The sequence below is a fragment of the Polaromonas sp. P1_G2 genome (genome assembly GCF_056405515.1).
Window position 1 is genome coordinate 1 of sequence record NZ_JBFUBY010000989.1, and the last position, 488, is coordinate 488.

The 488-nt window shown below is 67.0% G+C and carries 1 protein-coding gene; it reads right to left on the reverse strand.

The window, feature by feature from the left end:
* On the reverse strand, positions 1-488 hold a 488-nt coding region (locus AC1D0P_RS28695; RefSeq protein ID WP_477679839.1), incomplete at both ends, for an aldehyde dehydrogenase family protein.

Genomic DNA, 488 nt, shown 5'->3' on the forward strand with positions numbered 1-488 from the left:
CTTCGGGGCCGAGTTCACGGCCGATGCCGCTCATCTTCCAGCCGCCGAAGGGGGCCTGCAATTCGCTGGTGTCGTTGACGTTGACGCCGACCGCGCCGGCCTCGATCTGCTCGGCGACCGCCCATCCGCGTTCGAGGTCGCCGGAGAATACGTAGGCTGCTAGGCCGAAGGGCAGCGCGTTGGCAATCCGAACTGCTTCGCGGTCATCCGCCACCGGCCGCACGGCTGCGAGGGGACCGAACGTCTCCTCGGTCGTTGCCAGTGCGCCATCCGGCACATCGTCAACGACCGCCGGCTCGAAGAAAAAGCCCTTGTCGAAGGTCTCGCTTTTCGGAATGGAGCCGCCGGTCAGCAACCGGCCGCCGCGCGAAACGGCATCATCGAGATGGCGCTTGGTGCGGAGGCGGACGCTCTCGTTGAGCACCGGGCCGTAGAGCACGCCGGGGTCGATGCCATGGCCGAGCGTGATCTTGCGGGTTTCCTCGACC